Annotated in this window: 22 protein-coding genes and 1 tRNA gene; 10 read left to right on the top strand and 13 right to left on the bottom strand. The window is 59.2% G+C overall.

Annotated elements, in window-relative coordinates:
* The first annotated feature begins 46 nt into the window (after positions 1-46).
* The 3 genes from RLW41_RS11595 (at position 47) to RLW41_RS11585 (ending at position 864) form a co-directional block, all read left to right on the top strand.
* Positions 47-349: a hypothetical protein gene (locus RLW41_RS11595; RefSeq protein ID WP_409561888.1), complete on the top strand. Its 303-nt coding sequence runs from the start codon at positions 47-49 to the stop codon at positions 347-349.
* Positions 350-360: 11 nt separating this feature from the next.
* Positions 361-705, top strand: coding sequence for a hypothetical protein (locus RLW41_RS11590; protein WP_409561887.1), 345 nt, complete (start codon positions 361-363; stop codon positions 703-705).
* A gap of 73 nt (positions 706-778) precedes the next feature.
* Positions 779-864: transfer RNA gene (locus tag RLW41_RS11585), tRNA-Leu, on the top strand.
* 108 nt (positions 865-972) lie between these two features.
* Here RLW41_RS11585 and RLW41_RS11580 read toward each other — a convergent pair.
* Both RLW41_RS11580 and RLW41_RS11575 read right to left on the bottom strand, forming a co-directional pair.
* Entirely contained in the window at positions 973-1,683 is a 711-nt protein-coding gene (locus RLW41_RS11580) for a tyrosine-protein phosphatase (protein WP_414461518.1), read from the bottom strand.
* Positions 1,684-1,958: 275 nt separating this feature from the next.
* Entirely contained in the window at positions 1,959-3,224 is a 1,266-nt protein-coding gene (locus RLW41_RS11575) for an MFS transporter (protein WP_414464587.1), read from the bottom strand.
* Positions 3,225-3,460: 236 nt separating this feature from the next.
* Between RLW41_RS11575 and RLW41_RS11570 the strand changes: the two genes are divergently transcribed.
* A complete protein-coding gene (locus RLW41_RS11570) occupies positions 3,461-4,741 on the top strand; it encodes a cation:proton antiporter (protein ID WP_414461517.1) in 1,281 nt (426 codons plus the stop codon).
* A 9-nt stretch (positions 4,742-4,750) separates the two neighbouring features.
* Here the strand turns inward: RLW41_RS11570 and RLW41_RS11565 are convergent, their stop codons facing one another.
* The 7 genes from RLW41_RS11565 to RLW41_RS11535 form a co-directional block, all read right to left on the bottom strand.
* Positions 4,751-5,095, bottom strand: a complete 345-nt coding sequence (locus tag RLW41_RS11565; protein WP_414461516.1) for a cupin domain-containing protein — start codon at positions 5,093-5,095, stop codon at positions 4,751-4,753.
* Between the two features lie 26 nt (positions 5,096-5,121).
* Positions 5,122-6,420 carry a glycosyltransferase gene (locus RLW41_RS11560; RefSeq protein ID WP_409561883.1) on the bottom strand — a complete coding sequence of 433 codons (1,299 nt, stop codon included), beginning with the start codon at positions 6,418-6,420 and terminating at the stop codon, positions 5,122-5,124.
* A gap of 91 nt (positions 6,421-6,511) precedes the next feature.
* Entirely contained in the window at positions 6,512-7,300 is a 789-nt protein-coding gene (locus tag RLW41_RS11555) for a sulfite exporter TauE/SafE family protein (RefSeq protein WP_409561882.1), read from the bottom strand.
* A gap of 18 nt (positions 7,301-7,318) precedes the next feature.
* Positions 7,319-8,986 (bottom strand): TIGR01244 family sulfur transferase, encoded by a 1,668-nt coding sequence (locus RLW41_RS11550; RefSeq protein ID WP_414461515.1) that lies wholly within the window; start codon positions 8,984-8,986, stop codon positions 7,319-7,321.
* Positions 8,987-9,024: 38 nt separating this feature from the next.
* Positions 9,025-9,918 (bottom strand): MBL fold metallo-hydrolase, encoded by an 894-nt coding sequence (locus RLW41_RS11545; RefSeq protein ID WP_409561880.1) that lies wholly within the window; start codon positions 9,916-9,918, stop codon positions 9,025-9,027.
* 35 nt (positions 9,919-9,953) lie between these two features.
* Positions 9,954-10,166, bottom strand: a complete 213-nt coding sequence (locus tag RLW41_RS11540) for a DUF2892 domain-containing protein (RefSeq protein ID WP_409561879.1) — start codon at positions 10,164-10,166, stop codon at positions 9,954-9,956.
* 81 nt (positions 10,167-10,247) lie between these two features.
* Positions 10,248-10,913, bottom strand: a complete 666-nt coding sequence (locus RLW41_RS11535) for a Crp/Fnr family transcriptional regulator (RefSeq protein WP_414461514.1) — start codon at positions 10,911-10,913, stop codon at positions 10,248-10,250.
* A gap of 231 nt (positions 10,914-11,144) precedes the next feature.
* On the opposite strand from RLW41_RS11535, the gene RLW41_RS11530 reads away from it, so the two are divergent.
* Complete coding sequence (locus RLW41_RS11530; RefSeq protein ID WP_414461513.1) at positions 11,145-11,630, top strand: hypothetical protein; 486 nt, start codon at positions 11,145-11,147, stop codon at positions 11,628-11,630.
* A gap of 58 nt (positions 11,631-11,688) precedes the next feature.
* Here the strand turns inward: RLW41_RS11530 and RLW41_RS11525 are convergent, their stop codons facing one another.
* Together RLW41_RS11525 and RLW41_RS11520 are read right to left on the bottom strand one after the other, a co-directional pair.
* Entirely contained in the window at positions 11,689-14,004 is a 2,316-nt protein-coding gene (locus RLW41_RS11525; RefSeq protein ID WP_414461512.1) for a TonB-dependent receptor domain-containing protein, read from the bottom strand.
* 218 nt (positions 14,005-14,222) lie between these two features.
* Positions 14,223-14,993, bottom strand: coding sequence for a phosphatase PAP2 family protein (locus tag RLW41_RS11520; protein WP_414461511.1), 771 nt, complete (start codon positions 14,991-14,993; stop codon positions 14,223-14,225).
* Between the two features lie 255 nt (positions 14,994-15,248).
* Between RLW41_RS11520 and RLW41_RS11515 the strand changes: the two genes are divergently transcribed.
* The 3 genes from RLW41_RS11515 to RLW41_RS11505 all read left to right on the top strand — a co-directional run bounded on the left by RLW41_RS11515 (position 15,249) and on the right by RLW41_RS11505 (position 16,421).
* A complete protein-coding gene (locus RLW41_RS11515) occupies positions 15,249-15,590 on the top strand; it encodes a hypothetical protein (protein WP_414461510.1) in 342 nt (113 codons plus the stop codon).
* A complete protein-coding gene (locus RLW41_RS11510; RefSeq protein WP_414461509.1) occupies positions 15,587-15,868 on the top strand; it encodes a hypothetical protein in 282 nt (93 codons plus the stop codon). Before RLW41_RS11515 ends, RLW41_RS11510 begins: the two co-directional genes overlap by 4 nt.
* 250 nt (positions 15,869-16,118) lie before the next feature.
* Positions 16,119-16,421 carry a hypothetical protein gene (locus RLW41_RS11505; RefSeq protein ID WP_409561872.1) on the top strand — a complete coding sequence of 101 codons (303 nt, stop codon included), beginning with the start codon at positions 16,119-16,121 and terminating at the stop codon, positions 16,419-16,421.
* A 97-nt stretch (positions 16,422-16,518) separates the two neighbouring features.
* On the opposite strand, the gene RLW41_RS11500 is transcribed toward RLW41_RS11505, so the two are convergent.
* Entirely contained in the window at positions 16,519-16,692 is a 174-nt protein-coding gene (locus tag RLW41_RS11500) for a hypothetical protein (protein ID WP_414461508.1), read from the bottom strand.
* A gap of 218 nt (positions 16,693-16,910) precedes the next feature.
* Between RLW41_RS11500 and RLW41_RS11495 the strand changes: the two genes are divergently transcribed.
* A complete protein-coding gene (locus tag RLW41_RS11495; protein WP_409561870.1) occupies positions 16,911-17,753 on the top strand; it encodes a lytic transglycosylase domain-containing protein in 843 nt (280 codons plus the stop codon).
* A 14-nt stretch (positions 17,754-17,767) separates the two neighbouring features.
* Here RLW41_RS11495 and fabF read toward each other — a convergent pair whose 3' ends face one another.
* Positions 17,768-19,051 carry a beta-ketoacyl-ACP synthase II gene (fabF, locus tag RLW41_RS11490; RefSeq protein WP_414461507.1) on the bottom strand — a complete coding sequence of 428 codons (1,284 nt, stop codon included), beginning with the start codon at positions 19,049-19,051 and terminating at the stop codon, positions 17,768-17,770.
* A 440-nt stretch (positions 19,052-19,491) separates the two neighbouring features.
* Between fabF and RLW41_RS11485 the strand changes: the two genes are divergently transcribed.
* Complete coding sequence (locus RLW41_RS11485; RefSeq protein WP_414461506.1) at positions 19,492-20,469, top strand: hypothetical protein; 978 nt, start codon at positions 19,492-19,494, stop codon at positions 20,467-20,469.
* The last annotated feature ends 15 nt before the right edge of the window (positions 20,470-20,484 follow it).

The raw sequence follows: 20,484 nt of genomic DNA, 5'->3' as shown, positions 1-20,484 counted from the left end.
GCGACCGGCGCGGAACGCGTGTCGCCGCAGCCCCTGAAAAGAATCGATGAAGACCTGGGTCGTCCTCTTCCTGATCTTGCTTGCCGCAGGCATCGCCTGGGGCCTCGCCCGTGATCTGTTTTCGCGAGAGAAAGGGGCGCTCACCGGCACCGTCGTCGCCGTCGACCGAGGGAATCCGGTGCCGAAATGGTTCCCAGCCACCCCGCCGCGGTTCAAAGTGCGGCTGCCGGACGGCCGTATGATCGACGTGGCGACCAAAAATCCCCAAAGCTTTCCCGTCGGCGCGGACATATCCATCACGGAGTGGATGACACCCTGGGGCCAGGTCTGGTACACGCAGCGCGATTAAGGGAGGGGCCCTTGCGCGAAGAAACTAGAAAGCGTCTTGAACGAGCACTCTGGATTGACCGCGCCAAAATGGCCGCCATCGGCCTCGGCATCATCGCGGTGATCGGCTTGGCATTCAGCTACGAAGAGCTGGATCTCAAGGTCGACAATAAGGACATCGGTGGCACAGTCACGGACCTGGAGCCCCTGGTTTCCAAGCAGAATTCGGCTGACGGCGAAAATGTCATCGTCCGCCTGGACGACGGCCAGCTCGTCCGCGTGCTCGCCTATAAATCCCGTAACCTCAAGATCGGCGACAAAATCCAGGTCGTCGAGCACCACCACGCTACGGGCCGGGTGACGCATACCCTCAGATAACCGCTTGCCCTGCGTTGACGTGGCGACAACGGCCGTTATAAGTCGCCGCTTCGCCCCGTTTCCGGGGCGGCTTGCCTCAGTGGCGGAACGGTAGACGCGGCAGACTCAAAATCTGCTATCCGCAAGGGTGTGGGGGTTCGAGTCCCTCCTGGGGCACCATTTTTTGCTGGCACGCTGCCAGGCACCCCCTGCGCGCGAGACATTTCGCGGTGCTGAATTCCTGAAGCGATTGGACGCCCGCAGTCGGGCACCGCCGGCCTGGAAAGCCTACCCCTCACGCCGTAACAGCTGATCGACAATTGCTGTCGGAAAAGGTCGGGGTTGAAAACGCGCGGTAACGGCATCGCGATCGTAGCAGGTTGCGACCCACTGTCGAAAATCAAGCCCCCGCGCCTCGCCTTCGGCGCGATAGGCCTTGATGACCTCTCCGAGAATCCCGGCGCGCGAAGTGCGCAAATGGCCGAAGCGAAGCGACAGCTGACGCATCGCGTCATCGGCGCGGCGGCCCTCGATCGCCATGAGATAAACGGCCGCGACGAAACCACTCCGATCCGCGCCCGATTTGCAGTGAACCAGCGCCGGATACTCGATTGATGAAAACAGATCTATCAGCGCAAGCAGATCGTTCCTGTAAGGCGCCTCTCGGCCACGAATGCCGACCTTATAAAGTTCGAGACCGAACCGCTCACAGGCTTCTTGCTCAAGGGGCCAAGGCCGGAACGGGAACCCCCCGCGCACACACAGCACCGTGCGAATGCCGCGCCGTTTTTCCCGCCGTAAGTCACGGGGAGTCGGCTGTGCAGAGCGCCACAAGCGCTGATCGACCCGATGCCGGTTGCAATAGCAGAGCCGCAGCAGACCGTGATCGACAAAAACAAGATCGAACCAGGCACGCACCCGATCGGTTGGGGTCAGCACCGGTCTGGGAGCAAAGCCCTTCGTTCCGACACCATTTGCTCTATCGACGACTTCGTCCATCAATCTCGCGCCGGGATTTCAGTCGGTTAGTACGTGTAAATCACAACGATGACGCGACGACGATGCCCCCAAACTGCCTGAAGACAGGGCGCATCCGCCGGAGCCATGCATCTATGCCTTTAACCTGGACCAAAGGGCAATTGCAAATCTCCGACGCAGATGCGCGAAGATAAAAAGAGCATGCAATTTCAGCCACATAAGTCCACGTGTCGAACGCGCTACTGTGCATCGAAATGCGCGGCGTCATACTCAGCCAGAGCCCCTAGGCAAAATGGCTATGTCGTCTGTTCACGCCGTAGCGTCACCGCCTCGTGGGCGCCGCTGCCCCTCCCGAGACCCAAGAGGGCCAGGAACGTCAGTGTGGCGGCCGCGGTGAGATAAAGCCCGACAGCGTAAATCCCGTATTTCGTCGCCAGCGTCGTCGCGATATAGGGTGCCAGCGACGCACCGAAGATGCCCGCAAGATTGAAGGCCAAAGACGAGCCGGTATAGCGAACTCCCACTGGAAACGGCTCCGACAGCGCCGTCCCCAGCGGCCCATATGTGAATCCCATCAATGCCAGGCCGATGATCATAAACATGATCACGCTGAAGGTCTGCCCCGATCCGAACAGCGTCTCGAACGATAATCCGAAGACACCGATCAGCGCCGTTGTCCAAAGCAGCACTGTCCGGCGGCCAAAGCGATCTGCGAGCCATGCCGAAAGTGGAATGGTCACGGCAAAGAAAATCACACCGAGCATCTGAATGGGCATGAATTCATCGCGCGTGAAGTGAAGCGCGCTGATCCCCCAGCTCAAGGCGAAGACGGTCATCAGATAGAACAGCACGAACGTCGCCAACGCACCGAACGTCCCCAGAATCAAAAGCCAGAAATGCTGTGTCAGCACCGTCGCCAGCGGCACACGCACGCGCTCGTCTTTCTCGATTGCGCGCTGGAAAGCCGGCGTCTCGGAAATGCGCAGCCGGACATAAAGCCCGACAAAAACCAGAACGGCACTCGCGATAAAGGGAATGCGCCAGCCGAACGCCTTGAATTGCTCGTCCGTCAGCGTTTCGGTGATCAGCAAAAAGATGCCAGTCGAGCAGAGAAAGCCGATCGGCGCGCCGAGCTGCGGAAACATGCCGAACCACGCCTTCTTCGAGTCCGGCGCATTCTCGGTGGCGAGCAGCACCGCACCGCCCCATTCACCGCCAAGCCCGAGCCCCTGAAAGAGGCGGCACGCAGCAAGCAACAACGGTGCCCAGATACCGGCTTGCGCATAGGTCGGCAGCAAACCCACGGCGACGGTCGAAAGACCCATGGTGAGAAGCGCCGCGACGAGCGTCGCCTTGCGTCCGATGCGATCGCCGAAATGGCCAAACAGCATGGCGCCGATCGGGCGCGCGAAGAACGCAATGGAAAACGTCGCGAACGATTGCAAGGTCGCGGTCGTCGGATCGGCGTTTGGAAAGAAGAGGTGCGGAAAAACCAGAACCGCCGCCGTGGCATAGATATAAAAGTCAAAAAACTCGATCGCCGTCCCGGCGAGACTGGCCATCAGCACGCGGCGCGTAGAAACCGGTTTCGATCCTGTCAAAGGGCTCACCTGGCGAAAAGCGATTCGGACTGACGGAATATTTCAGCCGACGCCGAGGTCCGCAAGCCGAAGAGGCTTCATCTTGCAATAGATGAACGGCAAATTATGACAGCGCGTCCGCCGTGATAGGCTGCCGGTCACGGTCCTTCCGTAACTGGCATTCGAGCACGGCTTCCCGCTCAGCAAGGTGAAAATCTGTGTCCGCATTCGATATCGGCGCTATTATTCTCATCCTCGCCACCGTCGTCGGTATCATTAACGAGCGCTATTTCCGCATCCCGAGCGTGATCGCGCAATTGCTTGGCTCATTGCTGCTTTCGCTTCTCGTCCTGCTTGCCAGCCACACGATCGAAAATTTCCACATCGCCGCGCTGATCGAAGAACGCATCGGCGGCGCGCACCTGCCGCGCGTCTTGCTGGACGGTCTTCTCGCGTTGCTGCTTTTCGCGTCGAGCTTGCACGCGAACCTTCGCGATCTGCGCATTAACGCCGTTGCTGTATTCAGCCTCGCGACGTTGGGCGTGATGCTCTCGACGGCGATTTTCACATTCTCGTTCTGGGGCGTGTTGCATCTTTGGGGCATGGCAATTCCCCTTGCCTGGTGTTTCCTGCTCGGAGCGATCCTGGCTCCGACCGATGCCATCGCGGTCGAAGGCCTGCTCAAGTCCGCGCCGCTCCCGCCGTCTTTGAAATCGACCATCGTGGGCGAAAGTCTCTTCAATGACGGAACGGCGATCGTATTGTTTCTGTCGGCGCTGGCCGTGATCGCGGGCGACCGAAACGTATTCGGTCACGGCCGGTTTCTGTCGGCGATGCTGGTCGAAGGAGGCGGCGGCATCTTGCTCGGTTTAGTGACTGGATTTCTCGTTTCGTGGCTGATGACCATCATCAAGGACGACGAGATCGCGATAATCGCCTCTCTCGCATTGGCACTTGGAACTTATCGGCTGGCAACGAGCATGGGATTATCCGGCCCGCTTGCCGTCGTCATTTGCGGCATCGTTCTCGCCAACCGGCCCATGTCGAAAATTGACGACGATGAAAGACAGCGGAAAATCCGCGTTTTCTGGTCACTGGTCGATAGCGTTCTCAACGTGCTCTTGTTTGTCCTGCTCGGCTTTGAGATTCTAGCGATGACCGTATCGCAATTCGCCATCGTCTCGGCGGCAACGGCGATCCCGCTTGCGTTTCTCTCTCGCTTCCTGAGCGTCGGACTTCCGCCGTGGCTCCTGCGACGGAATACGAAAGAGCCGCTGAAAACCCCATTCCTTTTGACCTGGATTGGACTGCGCGGCGCGATTTCAGTTGCGCTGGTTCAAATCGCGCCGCAAGGCCCCTACACCGATGACCTGATCGCTGCTTGCTACGCCGTCGTGATTTTCACCATCGTCGTCCAAGGACTTCTGGCGCCGCGCGTCATCGCAGCCCTCTACGGAACTCCGCCCGATGGAAAAGGCGAAGCGGTGAAGCCTTCGTAACTTGCGGCATCAACGGATCATATAGACTTTGCGGACGGTCTCGTGGACGGTGCAGACGCCCTTCCAGTCCTGCGGAAAAAATGCAGCCGTTCCCGGCAAAATCTCGATCACTTCGCCATCGTCGCGAACGTACGTGCACCGGCCCGAGAGGAAATGGCAGAACTCATCGCGCGTCACATGGCATTCCCACTTTCCCGGCGTGCACACCCAGATTCCGCACTCCGACTCGCCATTCGCGTTCTTATGCAGCAGCTTGCCCGACGTCTGCGATTGCCCTTCGAGCATCGTCGGGATGACACCCCAATCTGCAAGATCGGTAACGTTTTCTGGGTTGCGTATAATCGGTGTGGTCACGGATTTGTCCTTGCTGGATGGATCGTTCAACCGTCGTAGCGGCCGCTTTGAAGCAATGCCTCGATGATCGCCGCGGCTTTCTCCGGGCCGTTTTGTGCGAGCATCTGAGCGCTTGTCTTGGCAAGCTTTGCCTGCATTGCCGGATCGTGCAGGCAGGCGTCAAGCTTGGTCGCCAGTTCTTCGTCGCTCCAATCGTAACGCGGCATCTTGAATCCGTGCCCCGTCTCCTCGACGCGCATGGCGTTATCGTGCCCGTCCCAAACATAGGGCATGATGATAGCGGGCTTCCCGAAATAGAGGCACTCTGTGAACGAGTTGTTGCCACCGTGATGAATGACGGCATCGACCTGCGGAATGACCGACGGCTGCGGAAACCACTTATCGATGACGACGTTCGGGGGTACGGACTCATATTGGTCCATGTAATCGCCGACGTTGACGAGCGCGCGGTATGGCAGCGTGCCCATCACCCCGATAATCCGCTTCAGGAGTTCGGTGTCGCCCGATCCGAGACTACCGAACGAAACATAAATGAGCGGCTTGTCGTTGTTCGCTGCAAACTCCGGAACCTCGTAGGGCTTCTCCTTACGTACACAGCCTTCGAGATACTGAAACTGCGATGGCGTCAGAGGCTCGCTGCGGCTGAACTTTGCGGCTTCCGGATAAAGCAGCAGGTTCATGTAGGGCGAAGCCTCGAAGAACTGGCCAATCGGATACGGCGCTTCGTTGCAGTCCGCCAGAAATGCATTGAAATCGTCATGAATGGGTTTGATCACGTCGTTGAAGTGATCGCGATACCGCTGATGGCCTTCGGTATCGTTCTGCGCACATCCCGAAAGATGCGGAGGAATGGCCGGATCCTCGATCTCGTTTTCCGAGCACGAGATGATCCGCACCCACGGCTTGCCGAACTGCTTGATCGCGGGAAACAGGATCACGTTATCGACGGCGATGAGATCGGGGTTGAGCGTGCTCAAGACGCTGGGCAGATCTTTTTGCGCCCATTTCGCGCTATCGACGATCGCGGTCCAACAATCCTTCACATAGTTGTCGATCTGATCGTACGGGGATTTGCGGAAATTCGGGATATGCCCGTTGATGAAATCGATCCAGAACTTGGCCATCTCTTCCGGCGGCATCGGCTCCGACAGATTGACAGGATGAGCTTCAAAACCATACGAGCGATAAACGTCGACGAAACCGGGATCCGACAGAAAAACCGCTTTATGTCCACGCGCCTCTATGGCCTGAGCAATACCCACCGAATTAAGCGCCGGCCCGTAGGCGGCCTCTGGAAAGAACGCCACCGTTTTCTGCTCGGCCATCCGCACCCCGCTCCCTACCAGCCCGATCACCGGTCGATATCATCAACCGGCGGACCAAGCTTCGGCAAGAGGGAACTGAGCGCTTACGCGCTCAACCGGTGATCGCAGGAATGCCGCGGGCAACGACGTAGACGCCGACCACGGCCACGATCGCGGCGAAACTTTGCGACAGCAGACGCTTCTCTTTCGCCAGCGCCGAGCTGGCTTGCCGTCCGATAAGACCACCAATGACACCGCCGGAAATGAAAAGTCCGACAAGCTGCCAATCGACAAATCCCGACAGCGCATAATTGCCGGCCGTCGTGAAACCGAAAGCTGCGACGCAGAACAGTGATGACCCGATGGCGAAAATCATCGGCATGTTCGTTGCAGCCATGAGCCCTGGAACGATAAGGAAGCCGCCGCCGATCCCAAAGAACCCCGAAACGGCGCCGACCAGGACGCCATAACCCAAAAGATAGGGCAACAGTTTCGGCGCGCTTTCAGCGGTCAATTCGACTGTTTCGTTGCCGCCGGAATGTTTCTTCATGAACATCATCCCGGCAATGACAAGCATGAGAATGCCGAAGAACAGCAGCAGCTTTTGGCCGTCGACCTGCTTTCCGAGTTCCGACCCAAGTGCGGCTCCGACGATACCGGCCGCGGCAAATACGATGGCGCACCGCCATTTGACATGATCGTGCCGCGCATGATCGACAAGGCTCGCGACGGCACTTAGGGCCACCGCAACGGCGCTGGTGCCGATCGCCACATGCGGGGACTGCACGCCGACAACGTAGACGAGCAAGGGAACGGCTAGAATCGATCCGCCGCCACCGATCAATCCCAAAACGAATCCGACCAGCGAACCGGAGAAGACGGCTAGAAGATTGTGTTCCATGAAATCACGGCCTTCCCGTTAGGCCATGACTTTGGGCTTTGCCATCCACTCGCGGCCCTTCAGCATGGCCTGCCAGTAGATCGGCGGGAGAATGCGTTCCTTGAGAAGCCAAGCCGCTCGCGATGGCTTGCGACCATCAAGCAGCACCGATGGGAATGACGGCGAAAGCTTGCCGCCATAAGTGAACTCGGCAAGCACGATCTTTCCGCGTTCTACCGTGAGCGGGCAAGAACCGTACCCATCATAGACGCACTGGCTTTGGCGATACCCCATGTCGTGAAGAACGTTTTCGGCGACGACGGGCGCCTGTTTGCGCGCGGCGGCTGCAGTTTTCGCGTTCGGCGTATTGGTGGCGTCGCCGAGACCGAAGATGTTGTTGTACGTCTTATGTCTCAGTGTCGATGGATCAACATCCACCCATCCTGCAGCATCGGCCAGAACACTAGCACGAATGAAATCCGGCGCGATCTGCGGCGGACAGACGTGCATCATGTCGAATGACTTTTCGACTATCTCTTTCGTGCCATCCGGCAAAGCCTTCGCGAAACGCGCGCGCTTCGCCGGACCGTCGACCGAAACTAGATTGTGCCCGAAGTTGAGCTGCACATGGTAGCGCTCAATGTAGTTCATCAAGGCGGGAACATAGTCGGGCACGCCGAACAGCACCGCACCGGCGTTATCAAACTCGATGTTGATCTTGTTGAGGCATCCTGTCCGCAGCCAATGATCGGCCGACAGATACATCGCCTTCTGCGGCGCTCCTGCGCACTTGATCGGCATTGGCGGCTGGGTGAAGATCGCCCGCCCCGCCTTCAGCCCTTTGACCAGCTCCCATGTATAAGGAGCAAGGTCGTAGCGGTAGTTCGACGTTACGCCGTTCTTGCCGATCGTCTCCGTCAATCCTTCGATACCGCCCCAGTTGAGCTTCAACCCGGGACAAACGATGAGATGGCCATAGCGAATGGAACGGCAGCCTTCGAGCACGACGCTATTGTTGTCCGGATCGAAACCGGCAACCGCGGCCTTGATCCACGTCGCCTTTCGCGGGAGCACGGAACCCATCTTCCGCACGGTTTGCTCCGGCGTAAATACGCCGCCACCAACGAGCGTCCAGCCCGGCTGATAATAGTGAACGTCGGCCGGATCGATGATCGCGATTTTCAGATTACCCTTTCGCGCGAACAAACTTCCGGCAACCGCAGCCCCTGCAGCGCCGCCGCCGACAATGACAATATCGTATTTTTCGACCGGGCCGTTCGATGCGATCCGGCCGCCTGTAGCGATGCGACTGGCAACGCCGGACATGTCGTAACCTGCCGCACTCGCCTTCGACAGAATGTCGGCCATCGGCATGCGGCCGGCCTCGGCGAGCGCCCAAAGCGTGGTGCTGCGCGTGCCGGTCCGGCAATAAGCAAGAATAGGTTTGGGCATATGCGCAAGGGCTGCGCCGAACTCCACGGCATCGGCATCGCTGACCTTGCCGCTTTCGACCGGCACATACCGTGCCGTCAGTCCACTCGCTTTCGCAGCCCGCTCGATTTCGGCAAATGAGGGCTGATCCGACCCTTCGCCATCAGGCCGATTATCAATGATCGACTTGAATCCCATGGCCGCCAGCTCGGCAACATCTCCGGGCAAAATCTGAGGCGAAACCGAGAGATCGTCGGTAAGCTTTTTAGGGGTCATCACGAGGTCCTATGGCGAAAATCGAAAAAGGCGGGGGATTAGAGTTCGTTGATCGGCACCTTGAGCTGTCGTTTGCCGTTGGCGTCGGCATCGGGAAGATTGCCGCCGCGAATGTTGACCTGAATGGACGGAATGATCAGCTTGGGCAGCGCCAGAGTTTCATCGCGCGCCGTCCTCATCTGGACGAATTCGTCCTCGCTGACACCGTCGTGGACATGAATATTGTGCGCACGCTCTTCCGCGACCGTCGTTTCCCATTTGATGTCGCGGCCATTGGGGCCGTAGTCATGACACATAAACAGGCGCTCTTCCGGCGGCAGAGCCAGAACGCGTTTGATCGAGTGGTAAAGCACCCGTGCGTCACCACCCGGAAAATCAGCCCGCGCCGTGCCACCGTCTGGCATGAAAAGCGTGTCGCCAACGAACGCGGCGTCACCCACGACATGCGTCATGCATGCAGGCGTATGTCCCGGCGTCAGCATCGCGAACGCCACCATTCCGCCGATCGTATAGGTATCGCCGTCTTCGAAAAGGCGATCGAACTGGCTGCCATCACGCCGGAACTCGGTGCCGTCGTTGAAGATTTTACCAAATACTTCCTGCACGATCTTGATGTTCGCGCCGATCCCGAGCTTACCGCCAAGCTTGCCTTGAATGTACGGCGCCGCCGACAGGTGATCGGCATGTGCATGCGTCTCGATCAGCCATTCGACCTTCAGGTTATGATCCTGAACGAAGCGAATGATCTTATCGGCCGACTGATAGCTGATGCGGCCCGCCGCGTAGTCGATATCCATGACACTGTCGAAGATCGCGCAGGCGTCCGACTTCGGATCTTTGACGACATAGCTTACTGTGTTGGTCGCCTCGTCGAAAAAGGCGGTGACCTCCGGCTTGACTGAGAGATCGACGGGGTGGGGGATTTGATCCATCGCTGTGCTCCTCGAACGCCCCTCGCGGCGCTTTGTTATTTGTTCTTGCCGGCAGCCTTGGCGCAGCATCCGCAGGTGCTGACGCCGGCAAGCTGATAGGCCGGACAGAACCGTGCGAGACCGGTCAAAAACGGCACCAGCCCCACAAGGCCCCAAAGCGTTTTCGGTCCGACGAACACAAGGCTCAAAAGGATCAGACCGACGACAATCCTGAGCATCCGATCGAACATCCCGACATTTGGGCTCATAGTAGCCTCCGAAATTAAATTCCAGAGACTGGTCTAATGTTAAAAAAAACTCCGTATGTGATCAAGTCACATAGCAAAATACTAATGCATAGTGGCGAGCTGACGCAGGGCCCCCGGATTGGTCAAGTCAATGCTACCTCTGGATGTGGTGCCCCATCCGCGGCGCTGAAATTCGTTCAATTGCCGCCCGATCACCTCGCGCGCCGACCCAAGCTCGGCCGCGAGTTGCTGATGCGTGATTTCGATATGTCCAGCCGCGTCCGCAAGTTGCAGCAAGCGTTGCGCCAGCCGTTCGTCGATCCGTGAGAACGCCACCTCCTCGATGAGCTTGAAGAGCGTCGTGACGTTGACGCTGAAAGCCGTGAATACGAACTTCCGGAAAGCGGCAGAGCGCGCAATGGCTTCGTCAAACGTCGCTCTCGGAATGGCGACGGCCGTCACCGCTGTCTCAGCCACGCCTTCAGCCTGATAGTCCTCATATCCCATCAGGCAGGCCGTGGTCAGCGCACAGCTTTGCCCGGCGGCGACCCGATAGAGCACGATCTCGCGACCGTTCTCAGAGACCTGCTGCACGCGAACCGTCCCTTCGAGCAGCAGCAGATAATTTTCCGGCGATTGTCCCGGCCCGAAGATCCGCGTCCCGGCCGGCAAATCCACGACCATGCTGGTGCGAAGAAGTAAATTCGTGATCTCCGGTTCAAGGGGCTTGAGACCCGGAAATTTTGATGTCCACTGATGATCTGCCATAACGAACTCTTCGCGCTGCGCAATAAACGCTGATCATCGGGCATATGTCGCGATTGACCGGCGTTGAGCATGACGCACGATAACCAACAAAATTTCGAAAAAAGCCAGCAAGAATAATCGCCCGCTCACACCGAAACGTCTGCAGGCGTAACAGTACTCAATTCCGCAGCGCAAACAGGAACCAGATAGGCGGCCCAGTCGTTCTTCCGACAGGTATTCGGAGGAAAAAACATGACATACGAAGATCCGCAATCCGGACGTGAACGCAATTTAGGTCAAGACGACGTCGGTAATTCGACGGGATCATTGATCGTCGGCATCGTCTTCCTTGCTGCGATCGTCTTTGGCGGTTGGTACTTCTATAACCAAAGCCAGAAAGTCGCCGATACGACCGCAACGCAGCCCGCTACCTCATCGACCGCAGAGAATTCTAACGCGACGATGTCGCCGCAAAGCTCAGGGCCAGGCGTTGAAGGCGCAGCCGGCGGCAAGAACGGCCCGGCAGCGCAGCCTGGAAACAGCAGCTCTTCGACGGGTGCCTCGTCGGGTAACACAGGCGTCGGCGGCGACAACACCAACATCGACAAGTCGACCCTCCCTTCACAGGATGCAACCGGCGTAAAGGGTGACGAAGGTAGCAAGAACGGTCCGGCAGCGAATACGCCCGCTCCGTCAAACAACAGCAACAGCACGACAACTCCGCCAACCAATCCGTAACCGCGGATCGACATGCCGGCATGAGAAGCTCGCCCCGCCGGGGCGAGCTTTTTTCGTTCTAGAACTTCTGCGATACGCCGACGAAATATCCGCGCCGCGGACCGTACTGCGGCGCGAACACGCCGATGCCTTCACCATCGCGGATCGTGTAAACCTCATCGAACAGGTTGACGACATCGAAACGCACCGTCGTCGGGCGCCCGAACAAATTCGCAAACTCATGCGAGATCCCGAGGTTGACTTGCGTGTAGGCCGGAACGCTCGCACCGTTCGGAACGTCGTCAGTATCGGTACGCAGCCCACTGCCGTAAATCATGTCGATGCTGAGCCGCGTCCCATCCCACAGATATGAAAACCCGGCCGACGCCGTAATCGTCTGCGAATGGTCGGTGAAGATGTAATGGTCGGCAATGAACGCCAGATCATCCGGATCGATCAGGAACTGGTTGGAGATGATGTTCTTGCCCTTCTGCTGGCCGATTGCGACATTGCCGTAAGCGCTGAAATTACCCCAATTGTATTTGGTCGTAATTTCGATGCCCTTGTTGACGGCCTTTTCATAGTTGAAGGCATTGAGCACGAGAGCAGCGCCGAACTGCCCGTCATCGAGAAGATCATGCGCTAGCTTGTAGTAGGCATCGACGCCGACTTCGAGCCCGGGAAAAATCGTCTGCGTAATGCCGGCATCGAAGTAGTGCGACCGCTCAGGCTGCACGAGCCCGCATCCGCCTGCCGGACAACTGCTTGCCGCGACAGTCCCATCGAAAAGCGCAATGTTTGTCGGCCCGGATGCCACTTGCGGGGGCGGTGTGAAATACCGGGCATATCCCGCATGCAGCGTTGTTCCTTGGAACGGACGGTATTCCAAACTGACCCGCGGGCTCCACTGATTGGCATCCACGTATTCGTACATCTGGTCGAAACGCAGACCGGCATTGAGCGTCAACTTGTCGGTCAAACGAATTTCGTCTTGTGCATAGACGCCGATCAACCAGCCAAGTTTCGAAGTCTCGTCGAGCAGCCCATTCTCGACAGAGCCATCGTCGGTGATCACAGACGAATTGCTGATCGCTTTCGTCTGCTCGGCGCTGACGGTGAACCCGGCCCGCAATGTGTTGTACGCATTCAGCCGATACGAGCCGTCAGCTTGCACGCCATTGAGGAAACTGCGCCGCTGGACATCCGACGCGATGCCGTTGAAGAACAAGTCACCCGTATCGTCCGGCTTGAAATGCAGATCGCTGTAACGTGAGAAGTACGCGATTTGATAATCGCCGTTCTCGATCTTCTTCTGCAGCGCGATCACATCATAGTAGTTCTGCTCGAACTGGTTTTCGTTGAGCAGCGCCGAGTTGAAATAATTCGGAAGACCGCCATTACCTGCAAATGGCGTATCCGTCGGCAGCCCGGGCGTATTCGGAATCTGAAAATTTTGCACCGACACGCCGGATATCCAGCTCAACCGCGTCGAGTCATCGAGCACCGCGGAGACATAGCCGAACCCCTTCTCTTGATCGGTATGATCGTGAATGGCGTCCCGGCTCGACGTCGGGTTTTCAATCCCTTCATCGTTCATCAGATAGCGGCCGGTGAAAAAGTAATCGACCGCTCCGGTGCTGCCGCCATATTCGAGACTGGGCGTAAAGGTGCCGCGACTGCCGCCATAAAAGCCGATCGTGCCGCCCGGCTCCTGCGCGCCCGACCGCGTCGTGATGTCGACCAGCCCCGTGGTATGCAATCCGTACTGTGCCGGCAAAGCACCGGTCACCAGCGACAGATTGCTGATGAAGCTTGTTTCCAGCACATCGCTGAAGCCCGAAACGCCATCGGGAAGCAGAATGCCGTTGATCCGATATTGCACATTGGCGTGGTCGTTGCGCACATGGAGCTGCCCGCTCGCCGCCGAGTCCTGACTGACACCCGGCGCCTGCAGAAGCGCCTTGCTCACGGGCGTTTCCGTACCTTGCGGCAACGCGCGAAGCGCATCCTCACCGAACGAATACTGGTTCGTTCCGATCTGCGTGAAGATCTCGTTGCGCGCCGCGTTGAAGGCATTGTTCTGAAACACGAGCGGATTCTCGGCGCTTTGCGCTCCGCCAACGGACGGCTCTTGGCTCGGCGCCGATGGTCGCGCGTTTGCATGCGATGGCGGTGTTTTGGCGCGCCGAGCCGTTTTGACTTTTTTAGTCGCCGCCTTGGCGTTCGGCTCAGCCACGACGACGGCAGGAAGCTGCGCTTCCGTCGCATTGTCCGTCGTGCCCGGCGCAGGTGACGCCGTTCCCCCCGTCGTCTGCGCCGATGCGCTCGAAGCATGGATGACGCTCACACCCGAACACAGAGCGAGCATAAGCCCGCGCACTCTCGAAATAGCCATACCGGATCTTTCGTATTGTATGTTATAATATCCGATATAGAAAAGCGCGAGGCCAAACATGCAAGCGCGCGTGCCGTCGCGCCCTCCGAATCTGCGATTGCATGTTGTTGTGAAGCCACAAGCGGAGACGTGAGGCTTCAAGCAAAAAATGCCGCCCGCTGAGACAGCAGGCGGCATAGAGACGATACAAAATCAGCGAGACGATAAGCGCGCGTGATTTACGGTTTCGCAGCGGGCGTTTCGACAGACGCTTGCGCCGGAGCAGCGGCGGGCACCTCGGATGCAAGGCCCAGCGCGCCGCGAACGCATTTCGTCGCTTCGGGTAACATGGTCCGGAACTGCGCATCGTCGGAGAACTCTTCTTCCGCCACGGCCATGCCGAGCAGCTTTCCAGCTTCGATGTCGCTGCGATAATGCACGCCCGCAATCATCCGGCTGTGACCGTAATCCGCAGCCCGCGCCAGAAAGACGGCACGCTTTTCCGGCACCATATATGCGAGGACTGCGCCGAGCGCCGTACCGGCCGTCGTGTGCCCCGATGGATAGGATGGGCTATACTTGTTGCTGGACTCCAACGGCTTCAGATCGTTGTTTGGAAGATTGAACGGCCGCGTCCGGCAGAATGAATTCTTGGCATGCTCAGCCGCGGATTTCGTCCGCTCCATCAGCCGATCAAAGATCGGATGGCAAGCCTCAAGTGCCGCACCATCGAACTTGATATCAGCGCCCTCGATAAAACGCGCGAGCGAAATTTTATAATCGGCGTGTGCATGGTCTGCCTGCGCCTCTGTTCGATTTTGCTGCAATGTCTGCAGTTCTTCGAGTTCCACTTTCGTCTGTGCGCAGCTATCACAGGGTGGCGGCGACAATAATTTGACGAGCGGATCTGTCGTCGGCTTGGGGCAGGATGCCTCCTCTGCCGAGAGCGCAATCGGCATCGAGATGCATGCGACAAGCACCGCGCAAAAAATCGTGGTTTTCCGAAACATCGTGCCGAGCCTCTTTAATTGTAAGCTACGCATGGTCGCGCATTGGAATACCCCCCAATGGGCCGCGAGCGTTAAAGACCTATGACACCCATCCTTCACGAGTGCGAAGCGAGATAAAGTGTCCCAATCCCCGTTTCGCAATAGCCGTTGGATGACGGACGCCGATCCATCGCCCGCCCCGAGCAAGCCTGCGGCGTCCGATAGCAAGCCGAGCTCGGCCCCGCCTCCCTCGGTCGCACGCGCCCCGCGATTATCGTGAGCATCAATATCGCAGCGATCGTTGGTCTCTCGTTCCGGTATTTGGCTCAGCCGCAACCGGTCCTCGTGCAGGGCGAGGCTGCCGCTATTCTTCATGGTCGGCGTCGCGTGGCCGCGCGAGGTGATCCCTGCGGCGCTCAAATCCTTCAGCTTCATCTTCCCGAGCACATCGGCCATCGACGTCTAGTACGCGTCAACCGGATGGGTGCGACACTGCATGAACTGTCCCATGACTGGCTACAGCTCTGGATTCTCGTCGCCGTTTACACGGCACTGACGGCCCTGTCCGGTTGGCTTCCGGGCCGCCGCTCGGCTCGGCTTACGAACGGGCAACGATGATGAAAACCCGCATTCTCCTGCTCGGATTGGTCACGCTGTGCGCAGCGGGCGGCACCTATTATCTCCACCGCGAGCCACCGGCCGAGATCGCAACGCCCATCGGCATCGTGCGCGAAACCGAAATCAGGATCGCTCCCGAAGGCATTGCCCGGCTGGACTCGATCCTCGTGAAGCCCGGCCAGCAGATCCACAAGGGTGACGTGCTCGCGGGAAGCTCCTACCTCTCGGTGAATTCGCCGTGTGGCGCGCGGCTCGGGCCGTCAACGATCACGACCTGAACAGCTTCCTGGTACGGATCGACCCAATCAAACCGGCCGAAGGCATCGAGCCCGGCATGAGCGCCTGGATCGAGAACGCTTCGCCGCCGCGCAGCTAAATATCCGCCGCGAAAAAATCCAAATGACCGCATGTGATGCAAATGAGCCGCGATTCCACCGAAATCGACCAACGTTCATTATTTGTCATGAACACCGTTTCTTGCGCTGTGGCACCCTCTCCGCTTGCTATTCACATTGAGGAGTGAAGCCGATGCGCAAGATCACTGTTTTGACATTTGCCGCTCTCGCCGCTGCGACGTTCTCCGCCGCTCCGGCCAGCGCTCATTCGCACTCATGCTTTAAAAAATATTCGATGGGCGAGGCGCTCACCGAAGACACAGCCAAGTTCCAGGCTGACGAAGCTCTTCTTCAAGCCACAGACTGGGGCGTTTGGGCAGTTTGGATGACGGGCGCGGGAACACCGGGTTACACGTTCAGCCCGCGCAAATACCATTGCTCGCAGGGCGGCTTTGGGTGGACCTGCCATGCACAGGCGACACTCTGCAAACTCTGAGATTTCGACGAAGCAAGGCGAAGGAGGCGGCAAGCGGGCGCCCCTTCGCGATCATTTCGATGCATTAGTCCAAGTAGTGTCCACTTCGCCAATGGCGTTATTTGCGCTTCCGCCGCGCCGCATCCGTTTTGATGGGCTTATGGCGCAAAAATCCGGATAAACCCGAAGGGTCGTCAGAACTGGTTGAAACGGCGAAGATGATCGCGCCGACGACGACCAGTCCAAGCATTAGAGCGCCAAGGTCTACGAGCGAAAAAAAATCTGCCGTCATTACACGTCATCCGCAATCGCGATAAAGCGCGATGGTTCGCATGATGTCCCGCCCCCGGCTGTTCCTTGCGGAACAACCCGTCGGCATTGTCCGCCCAACGTCAGTGCGCCGAGATAAGCATTTGGCGATGCGCGCAATCTATGACAGTAAGGGAGATGGCCGACGGCCGACATTCTCAATAAGATCTTATTTGCACTCGACAATTCCGGAAGAACCGCATGTCATCCGCCCCCGTCGCATCGCCGCTGTCCAAACTCCGGGCCGCGGCCCTCGCCTGCCTCGTGCTGTCTGGAACCGCGGGACAGGCGCTCGCCCAGTGCGGCAACGGCCCCAGCGGTTTCAACGCGTGGCTACAAAAATTCCGCCAGCAAGCCGCAGCGCAAGGCATCAAATCCAGCACGGTGGTGTCGGCGTTATCGGGCGTGACGTACGATCCGACCGTAATCCACCTGGACCGCTCACAGCACTCATTCAAGCTGAGCTTCAAACAATTCTACGCCCGCCGCGTCAGCAACGCGATGATCCGGCACGGCCGCGCGCTGATGCAGCGCCATCGCGCCCTCTTCGATCGCATCGAAAAACGGTTCGGCGTGCCAGCGCCCGTTATCGTTGCGATCTGGGGACTGGAAACGAACTACGGCGCCAACCTTGGCGCCCGCTATTCGATCATCCGTTCGCTCGCAACGCTTGCCTATGATTGCCGCCGCACAGAATTCTTCACCGGCCAGTTGCTCGACGCCCTGCGGATCGTTGAAGAAGGCGACCTGACACCATCGCAATTGCGCGGCGGGTGGGCGGGCGAAATCGGCCAGACGCAATTCCTGCCGACGCCCTACATCCGCTACGCCGTCGATTTCGACGGCGACGGCCGCAAGGATCTGATCCACAGCGTACCGGACGTTCTGGCCTCGACCGCCAACTTCCTTGCCGGGCACGGCTGGCAGCGCGGCGCAGGCTGGCAGCCCGGATCGCCGAACTATGGCGTCATCGCCGAGTGGAACAAAGCCGACGTCTACGACCGCACGATCGCGGCCATGGCCGACCAGATCGCCGGCCGTTGAAACGCCGGATAACGTCACGTCGCCCAGCGGCGGAAGATCACCGAAGCGTTGACGCCGCCGAACCCGAAGCCGTTCGAGAGCACGTATTCAACCTCGCTCTTGCGCGCCTCCGGTCCAATCAGGTCAAGGCCTTGCGCTTCCGGATCGGGATCGGCGAGGTTGAGCGTCGGCGGCAAGACGCCGTCACGTAGGGCCAGCACCGAGAAGACCGCTTCAAGTCCGCCCGCTGCCCCGAGTAAGTGCCCCGTCGCTGACTTCGTTGATGAAATCGCAGCGCCGAGACCATTTCCGAAAAGCGCACGCATAGCTGCGAGCTCCCCGCCGTCTCCCACCTGCGTCGACGTCGCATGCGCATTGAGATACCCGACGTCGCCCGGCGCGATACCCGCCATCGCCAGCGCCGCCCGCATGGCGCGCAGTGCGCCGTTTCCATCCGGCGGCCCGGATGTCAAATGATAGGCATCGGCGCTTGTCCCATAACCCACCAGTTCGGCAAGCGGCTTGGCCCCGCGCGCCAGCGCATGCTCGTCTGTCTCGATCACGAGCATGCCGGCACCTTCGCCCATGACGAAACCGTCGCGCGCCGCATCGAACGGCCGCGAGGCTTTCTCCGGCGTATCGTTGAAGCCGGTCGATAACGCCCGCGCCGCTGCAAACGCACCCAGCGCCACACGATTGATGCATGCTTCCGCGCCACCGCACAGCGCGATATCGGCTTCGCCGCTGCGGATCATGCGCATGCCGTCGCCGATCGCCTGTACGCCCGCAGCGCATGCCGTGACAGGCGCACCGAGCGGCCCCTTCAAACCGAACATGATCGAAACGTTGCCAGCCGCGAGGTTGACGAGAAACGCCGGGACCGTGAACGGCGAGAGCTTTTTTGCGCCCCGTTGATCGACCGTATGAACCGCATCGGTGATGGTGAGAAACCCGCCGATGCCTGAGCCGATTACCGTCGCCGTCCGCTCGCGCGATGTTTCATTGTCCGGTGCCCACCCTGCCTGCGCCAACGCTTGGCGCGAGGCTTCAACGGCGAATTGAATGAAGCGATCCATCTTTCTCCGGTCTTTCACCGGCACGGCCTTCGCGACGTCGAAACCGTTGGGATCTTCGCTGATGTCAGGAACGACGCCCGCAACCTTGCAATCGACATCGGGAACGATGGCATCGTCGAGCCGCCGGATTCCCGATTGGCCGGCGACGAGGCGCTGCCACGTCGTCTCGACGGTCGCTCCAAGAGGCGAGACGACGCCCAAACCGGTCACGACGATCCGCGGACTTGTCTTTCGATCTGCCAAACTGCGTTCCCCTTCCGATCCAAATTTTGCTGGGCGGCCCTTCCGTGTTCGGGGCCGCCCGCGGCAACGCGCAAATACATGATATATGCAATTTAAAATGACAAGCGGACGATATGCATCGGCCACAGAAGAACGTCAAATTCGGACACGATTAGGCCCTCCAACTCCGCCCTGCCGTCAAGCCCCCTGTTGCAAGCTTGCAGCGCTATCCCAGTAGGCGTGCTGAACGCCAGCATTTTGCGCAACAAAGTGCGCTCCGGCACTATGCGGCCGCCGTCCCAAGCCCTAGAAAAAATCCATTCCGGTCACCGCAATTGCGCGCGTCCAGCTCGATTGCGGCTTTTACTATCTACCGCGCCCGCTGGATGACCCTCATCGTCATAGTCGGGCCGGACACGTCGATATGTCAGCGTCTGTTTTGTAAGCAGAGTATCGTAAGAGTGGGTAGCGTTCGGACCATACTGGCCAGCCTGTTTACGGCTCTCGGCGGCTTTTTCCTCCTCGCCATGACGGTGGGGGTGGGCTTTGCCCTCTATCTCGCAACCGCGCCTGATAGCGTCTCGGCCCCGGCCGACGCTGATGCCGTCGCCGACCGCCCTCTCGTCCGCGCCCAGCTGTCACAATCGCCGAACCTTATCCGCGAAGCCGCGATGTCGGTGCCGCGCCCGGTCGGCCTTCCCGCCCCCGCGGTCGATCGCGCCGCCCTCATTCGCAAACTCCAGAAGGCCCTGGCCCGTGCCGAATGCTATGACGGCCCGATCAGTGGCGTCTGGAGCGATGCGTCGAAAGACGCTATGCGCGGCTTCCTCAAAACCGTGAACGCCGAACTGCCGGTCGGCGCACCGGACGCAGCGCTCGCCGCTTTGATCGACTCCAACGCGGCTGCGATCTGCCGTCCCGAACGCACAATCGAAACTGGTGCTCTGGGTTCGGCGTTGCAGGCATCTGCTGCTGAGGCCAACGCCGTGCTGCAAGGTTCAAAGATGCGTGCAGCTAATGGCGCCGCGGAAGATCGTCACACCACGCCCGCACCCTCTCTGCTCGGCCGCGCCTTGGCGCCGGCTGGAATGCTGACGCCAACGGCCATGGCTGCATCGGAAGATAAGCCAGCATCATCCAGCACGCCTCGCGCCGCCGCGCCGGAAGTGACCGCCAGCAACGATGTATCGCCGACCGATGATACGTCCGCTCCGGCTTCCACACTCCATTTCGAAGGCGACAGCCCGCTTCCGGCCGCGCAATCCGTCGATCCACAACCGTCCGAGATGACGCCGCAGCCCGAGCCTCGCAAGGCAACATCGGTAAAGACGAAAAAAACCAAGACAGCGCGGCGCCGTCCTGCCAAATATGAGGACGTCGAAACGACGATCAGCAAGGGCTTCAATTCCTTGCAGCAGTCGCTCTCGTCGATGTTCTAGCAATTCCCAACGGAG

Source organism: Hyphomicrobium sp. DY-1 (genome assembly GCF_047497105.1).
Taxonomy (GTDB): domain Bacteria; phylum Pseudomonadota; class Alphaproteobacteria; order Rhizobiales; family Hyphomicrobiaceae; genus Hyphomicrobium_B.
This window is presented reverse-complemented; position numbering and strand designations above follow the sequence as displayed.